A 7297-nucleotide genomic window follows, 5' to 3' on the forward strand; every position below is an offset into this window, starting at 1 on the left:
AAAGACAGCACAAGAGAACAAAAAGATTTCTGGTGTTATTACCGATGATCAAGGTGAAACTCTACCTGGCGTATCAGTAGTTATTAAAGGAACAAGTACAGGTGTTTCAACTGATATTGATGGTAAATACCAAATTTCGGTACCTTCAAAAGATGCAATTTTAGTATTTTCTTTTGTAGGAATGAATCCTAAAGAAGTTAAAATCACAGACCAAAAACAACTTAATATTACTTTAGAATCTTCTTCTGAAAGCCTAAACGAAGTTGTTGTAACAGGTATGATTTCAACAGATAAACGATTATTTACTGGTGCTAGTCAGAAGTTAGGAGCTGAAGAAATCAAATTAGCTGGTATCCCTGATATTAGTAGAGCACTTGAAGGTAGAGCAGCAGGTGTATCTGTACAAAATGTATCGGGTACTTTTGGCGCTGCACCTAAGATTCGTGTTCGTGGAGCAACTTCTATCTATGGTAGTTCAAAACCTTTATGGGTTATTGATGGTGTTATTTTAGAAGATATTGTTGAAATAAGTTCAGATGCTCTTTCTTCAGGTGATGTATCTACATTGATTAGTTCTGCTATTGCAGGTTTAAACTCTGATGATATTGAAAGTTTTGAGGTTTTAAAGGATGGTTCTGCAACTTCTATTTATGGTGCACGAGCAATGGCTGGTGTAATTGTTATTACAACAAAAAAAGGTGTTCCTGGTGTAAGCCGTATTTCTTATACAGGTGAATTTACTTCAAGATTAACACCTTCATATGGAGATTTCAATATCATGAACTCGCAAGAACAAATGTCTGTTTACGAAGATATGCGTGAAGGTGGATGGCTAAATTATGCTGATGTTGCAACTGCTGCTGAAAGTGGTGTTTATGGAAGAATGTATCAGAGACTTAACAAAACTGACTCTAATGGAAAATTTTTATTAAAAAATACGCCGCAAGCTAAAGCTGCATTCTTGCGTCAAGCAGAACAAAGAAATACAGATTGGTTTAAAGAGTTGTTTAATTCCAATATCATGCAGAGTCACTCCATAAGCATGTCTTCTGGTACTGATAAGGCAACTTATTATGCTTCAGTAAGTGCATTACTTGATCCAGGTTGGACTCAATCGAGTAAAGTAAACCGCTATACCGCTAATTTTAAGTCGAATTTTAAGATTTTAGATAATCTATCTTTCAATACGATTAGTAATGCTTCTTATCGTAAACAAAAAGCACCAGGGACTTTATCACAAGAAACAGATGAGGTTACAGGTAAAGTGAAAAGAGATTTCGATATTAACCCATACTCTTTCGCATTAAATTCGTCAAGAACTCTTGACCCCAATGCTTATTATACAAGAAATCTTGCCCCTTTTAATATTAAAAAAGAGTTAAGCGAAAATTTTATTGACTTAAATGTTGTTGATGTAAAATTTCAAACTCAATTGAAATGGAAGCCTACTACTAAAATAGAATTTAGTGCATTAGGAGCTCTAAAGTATTCTGCTACTTCTCAAGAACATAATATTACTGAATTCTCGAATCAAGCTGAAGCTTATAGAACTATGCCTAATTCTACTATTCGTGACAAGAATCCTTTCTTGTATACCGATCCTGATGATCCTTATGCATTACCAGTAAGTATTTTGCCACAGGGAGGTATTTATAAACGTACCGATTATAGTATGCTTAGTTACGACTTTAGAGCGACTGGTTCGTATAAAGATGTATTTAAGGGCGTTCATATTTTAAACTTGTATGCTGGTGCCGAGGTAAATTCTTCCGATAGAAAGAAAACAAACAATACGGGTTGGGGGATGCAATACTCAATGGGTGAGATGCCTTTTTACGATTACAGATTGTTTAAAAAAGGTGTTGAAAACAATAACCTTTACTATGGTATGGAAAACACCAGGTACCGCAATATGGCTTTCTTTGGAAATGCTACTTACTCGTATAATCATAAATATACCATTAATGGTACATTACGTTACGAGGGATCGAATAAGTTAGGAAAATCGAAGAGTGCTCGTTGGTTACCAACTTGGAATATTTCGGGAGCATGGAATGCACACGAAGAATTTTTTTTCCAGCAACTTAAGCCTATTCTTTCAAACTTCACATTAAAAGCTTCATATAGTTTAACTGCTGATAGAGGACCAACTAATGTAACCAATTCATTGGTCGATATTAGAAGTAATACCCCTTGGAGACCTACTGCTGGTGTTAAGGAGAGTGCATTGGAAATTGCATCTCTTGAGAATAGTGAACTAACTTATGAAAAAAAACATGAGATTAATATTGGTGCCGAAATTGGCTTCCTAGACAACCGTATCAATACAACAATAGACTGGTACACACGTGATAATTTCGATTTGATTGGAATTATAAAAACTCAAGGTCTTGGTGGTGAGGTTACTAAATTTGGTAACGTAGCTTCAATGGAATCTCATGGTTTTGAATTTTCAATATCTACTAAGAATATTCAAACCAAAGATTTTTCGTGGGTAACCAACTTTGTTTATTCGAAAGCAAAGAATAAAATTACTGACTTACAAACCACATCGAATGTTATGGATTTGGTTTCAGGTACAGGTTTTGCTAAAGAAGGTTATAATGTACGTTCAATTTTCTCTATTCCTTTCAAAGGCTTAAACAATGAAGGTTTGCCAACATTTACAAATCATAAAGATGAGGTTACTGTAAGTGATATCTATTTTCAGGAAAGAGACAAGCTAGATTTCCTAGAATATTCAGGATCTGTCGATCCTACTGATATTGGTAGTTTAAGCAACGTGTTTACTTATAAAGGAATATCTCTAAATGTTTTTATGACTTACGCTTTTGGTAACGTGGTTCGTCTTGATCCTGTGTTTAATAGTTCTTATTCAGATCTTGCAGCACTGCCTCGTGAATTTAAAAATCGTTGGGTAAAACCTGGTGATGAAAAATTTACCAATATACCTGTTATTGCTACAGCAAGACAAGCAGATAATATTGGAGCATATGATCTTGCAACAGCTTATAACGCATACAATTATTCTTCGGCTCGTATTGCAAAGGGTGATTTTATTAGAATGAAACAAATTTCATTGGGATATGCATTTCCTAAAACTGTTGCCACAAAATTAGGTGTAAACAATTTATCTGTTAAAGTACAAGCAACGAATCTGTTCCTATTATATTCTGATGATAAATTAAATGGTCAAGATCCTGAATTTTTCAATTCTGGAGGTGTAGCTGCACCAGTGCCTAAGCAGTTTACATTTACTTTAAAGTTAAGTTTATAATAGAATAAAAATTATAATATGAAAAAAATAAATATATTACTAATAGCCTTGTTCGGTCTGTTTGCAGCTTCGTGTGATAGTTATCTCGACGAAACACCAGATAATCGTGCAGAGGTTGATAGTCAGTTGAAAATTAGGAAATTATTGGTCTCAGCATATTCTGAGGGATCCTATGCATTGGTCACTGAAGTATCGTCTGATAATATTGATGATATGGGTACTTTTAATCCAAAATCGACTCGATTTCATGAACAACTTGCCAATTGGCAAGATGTAACCGAAACCGATAATGATGATACTGAAGGCATATGGTCAGGTGCATATACCGCTATTTCACATTCGAACGAAGCTTTAGCTGCCATTGCAAAGCTTGGAGAAGAGAATTTATTGGCAGAAAAAGGTGAAGCTTTAATTACACGTGCTTATTCGCACTTTGTATTAGTAAATGTGTTTTGTAAGCATTATAATGCAACAACAAGTGCAACAGACCTTGGTATTCCTTATATGGAAAAATCGGAGACGACTCTTAATCCTCAGTATGAAAGAGGGAGTGTAAAAGATGTTTACGAAAAGATTAACGCTGATATTGAGGCTGCTTTACCTTTAATTAGTGATGATATCTATGAAATTGGGGCTTATCATTTTACTAAAAAAGCTGCTTATGCTTTTGCTGCTCGTTTTAATTTGTATTACGAACAATGGCAAAAAGCTAAAGATTATGCTACTGTTGTGGTGACATCTGATCCTTCAGCACAATTAAGAGACTGGGCAGCTATGGGAACTTTACCTAGAAAAACAAGTGTTGTTAGTAATGCCTATATAAATGATCCAGCTAATTTATTAGCCGTAACTGCAGGATCTAGCTTGGGTGTTTATTTTGGTGGCTATTATACTGGTTCACGTTTTAATCATTCAGCGAAACTTGCTGCAGAACAAACTTTATTAGCTCCAGCCCCTTGGGGGACTGTTGTCTCAGCTGATTATAATTTTAGACCTTTTGTTTATGCTGGAAATAATATAGATAAAACACTTTTTTATAAGATTCCTTATATTTTTGAAGTGACTGATGCTGTTGCAGGAATTGGTTATTCTAGAACAGTCTTAATTCCATTTACAACTGATGAAACTCTATTAGTTCGTGCTGAAGCTGAAATTATGCTAGGAGAAAACGCCTTGGCTTTAGCAGACATGAACTTATGGAGTAAGAATATTTATAAAAATAAAGAAGTCACTTTAGAACAGGTTAATACTTTATATAATGCTATGGCTTATTCAAGTAAAGCTCAAGCAACACAAAAGAAAAAGTTAAGCCCTAAGTTTACAGTAACTCCTGGCGAACAAGAAAATCTTATTCATTACGTATTACAATGTCGTAGAATTTTAACCCTTCATGAAGGGTTACGTTGGTTCGATATTAAGCGATATGGTATGGAGGTACCTCGCTACCAACTTCAAACTGACGACACAGTAATAGTTTTAGATGTGTTAAAAGCTGATGATTTACGTAAGGCTATTCAATTGCCACAAGACGTTATAAGTGCTGGTTTGGTTGCAAATCCTCGATAAGTAATAAATAAAAAAACGAATTATGACTAAAATAAAATATTGGCTTCTTGCCACAGTAATGCTATTTGTTTTGGGTGCTTGTTCTAAAGATGACGAACCAGATCCAGACTTTAGTGTTATAAATATGGGGAATGGTGAACAAAACGATTTTGATAAGTATTTAGAGAAAACTTTTGTTGATACTTACAATATCGATTTTCAATATAAAATGCAGGATATTGAATCAGATATGTCCTATGCACTGGTTCCTGCAAGCTATGAGAACTCAATTAAAATGGCTAACCTGATTAAGTATTTATGTTTAGATGCTTATGAAGAAGTTGCTCCTGATGGTTTCTTAAAGAAGTATTTCCCTAAAATGTTTATGATGGTGGGTTCTGCTGGTTACAGAAATAATGGAACCTTTATGTTAGGAACTGCGGAAGGTGGATTAAAAATCACTCTTTATATGATCAATTCTCTTGATGTTACTAATGTTGATAGATTGTATGAATTTTATTTCCGTACAATTTTTCATGAATTCTCACATATCCTTCATCAAACCAAAGATTATACTACTGATTTTGATAAAATATCGGCTGTGGATTATGTAGGCGGTTCATGGAACGATGCATGGGATGCTGGAGAATCTGCTGCAAAAGGTTTTATTAGTGATTATTCTAGTAAGGAAACTAATGAAGATTTTGTTGAATTAATTGCCCATTACATTACCAATACACCAGAATCATGGGAGACAAAAATTGCTGCTGCTGGTGAGACTGGTCGACCAATTATTGAGCAAAAAATAACTATCATAAAATCTTACATGAAAGATGTTTGGGATATTGATATGAATGAATTGCGCGAAGCTATCGATTCTCGTGCTAAAAAGCTTGATGAGCAAGATCTTGATAATATAACAATAAACTAAGAACTATGAAAAAGAATATTTATATAGTGCTGTTTGGCTTGTTATTAAGTATGGGTATCGCTTCCTGCGATAACAACTCCGATTTACTTTTTGACGAAACAGCTGCACAACGAAAAGCTGGTGCAAACAAAGCGTATGATACTGCTCTTAAATCTTCAGAACAAGGTTGGTTGTTCCAATATTTTCCAGAAGAAAATCAGAAATATGGCGGATACAATTATGTTGTGAAATTTGCGGCTAATGGTGAGGTTACAGTTTGGTACGAAGGCATGGCAGATCTTACAAAACCAGAGACATCAATGTATGATGTTATTTCATACGGCGGACCTGTATTAACATTCAATACATACAACTCATTAATGCATAAATTTGCAAATCCTTCGGCATCAGAATACCTCGGGAAAGGTGGAGATTACGAGTTCTTAATCATATCGAATGAGAATGATGTGATTACCCTAAAAGGGATTAAGACCAGTAATGTCTTACGTATGACAAAAATGAAAGAGGCTGCTGAGGTTTATTTGGTAAAGATAAACACCATTTCAAATTTATTCAAAGGCTCATCATTAGAAGCAACAATTAATAAATCCAAAGTAGCACTTAGCCTCAATGATCATCGTATGGTATTCAGTTATACCGAAAACAAAGAGGCTAAATCAGAAAAAGCTGCTTTTATTCCTACACCAACAGGTATTAGTTTTTATGAACCACTGACGATATTGGGTGTTACAGTTCAAGAACTAAGCTTTAATGTTGAAACTAATCAGCTTGTTTCTGCAAATAATGAGATCATTATCGATATTATAAAAGCTCCTGTTGATTTAACATCAGCTAGATGGACTTGTGATACCGATGTTGCAGCCGATCGTTCAGTCGCTGTTAGAACAGCATGGATTGAGGCTTATGTGGCTAATGGTAAGACTTATGGTGAAATTTTAGAGACTACATTTTCTTTGGGAATTGGTGCTAAAGGAATTGGTTTTTATACTAAATCCAATAAATATGCTACTGATTATCATTTAAATTTTGGTGGTGTATTAGGTCATCCAGATTATTTGAATCTAACTAAAAAAGAAGGTGGCTTTAATTGGAAATGGTATACTCATTTAATGCCTTTACTTAATATTGTTACTGATAATACTCCATACAGTGTTGAAATGGATAATGCTGATAACCCTACTCAAGTGAAGATGACTAGTGTGGCTAACCCTGATGTTTGGTTTATTCTTAGAAAATAAACCCCTAAATCATTTAATTTTAAGTTAATAGTTAGTAAAGAAAAGGGGCTTACTGTAGTGGTAAGCTCCTTTACTATATATCCATCTTTTTACTACTCACTCACCAACAAATTACATCCCCTAACATCTGAGTTATCAAACCTGCCAAGGATTTCAAATTTACCATCAGAGTGAATTTTCCCTAAGTCTTGAGTTTCTATAAATGAGCAAGAATTAAGGTTGGCTAGATCAATGACATTAACGCCACCACTTCTGCCAGTTTTCTCATATGAGAAAGGGTCATAGGCATCACGTATCATGATTTTC

The 7297-nt window shown here is 34.6% G+C and carries 5 protein-coding genes; 4 read left to right on the plus strand and 1 reads right to left on the minus strand.

Annotated features, from left to right (window positions below; genetic code table 11):
* The 4 genes from QZZ48_RS13215 to QZZ48_RS13230 all read left to right on the plus strand — a co-directional run.
* The coding region (locus QZZ48_RS13215; protein WP_294966639.1) for a SusC/RagA family TonB-linked outer membrane protein at positions 1-3277 on the plus strand (3277 nt) is incomplete at its 5' end.
* Between the two features lie 18 nt (positions 3278-3295).
* A complete protein-coding gene (locus tag QZZ48_RS13220; RefSeq protein ID WP_294966641.1) occupies positions 3296-4843 on the plus strand; it encodes a RagB/SusD family nutrient uptake outer membrane protein in 1548 nt (515 codons plus the stop codon).
* Between the two features lie 22 nt (positions 4844-4865).
* Entirely contained in the window at positions 4866-5753 is an 888-nt protein-coding gene (locus QZZ48_RS13225) for a putative zinc-binding metallopeptidase (RefSeq protein WP_294966643.1), read from the plus strand.
* A gap of 5 nt (positions 5754-5758) precedes the next feature.
* Positions 5759-6991 (plus strand): DUF4302 domain-containing protein, encoded by a 1233-nt coding sequence (locus tag QZZ48_RS13230; protein ID WP_294966645.1) that lies wholly within the window; start codon positions 5759-5761, stop codon positions 6989-6991.
* 92 nt (positions 6992-7083) lie between these two features.
* Here the strand turns inward: QZZ48_RS13230 and QZZ48_RS13235 are convergent.
* A partial coding sequence (locus tag QZZ48_RS13235) for a hypothetical protein (RefSeq protein ID WP_294966647.1) occupies positions 7084-7297 on the minus strand: 214 nt, incomplete at its 5' end.

Origin of the sequence: Sulfurimonas sp., from assembly GCF_016744025.1 — a bacterium.
GTDB lineage: Bacteria > Campylobacterota > Campylobacteria > Campylobacterales > Sulfurimonadaceae > Sulfurimonas.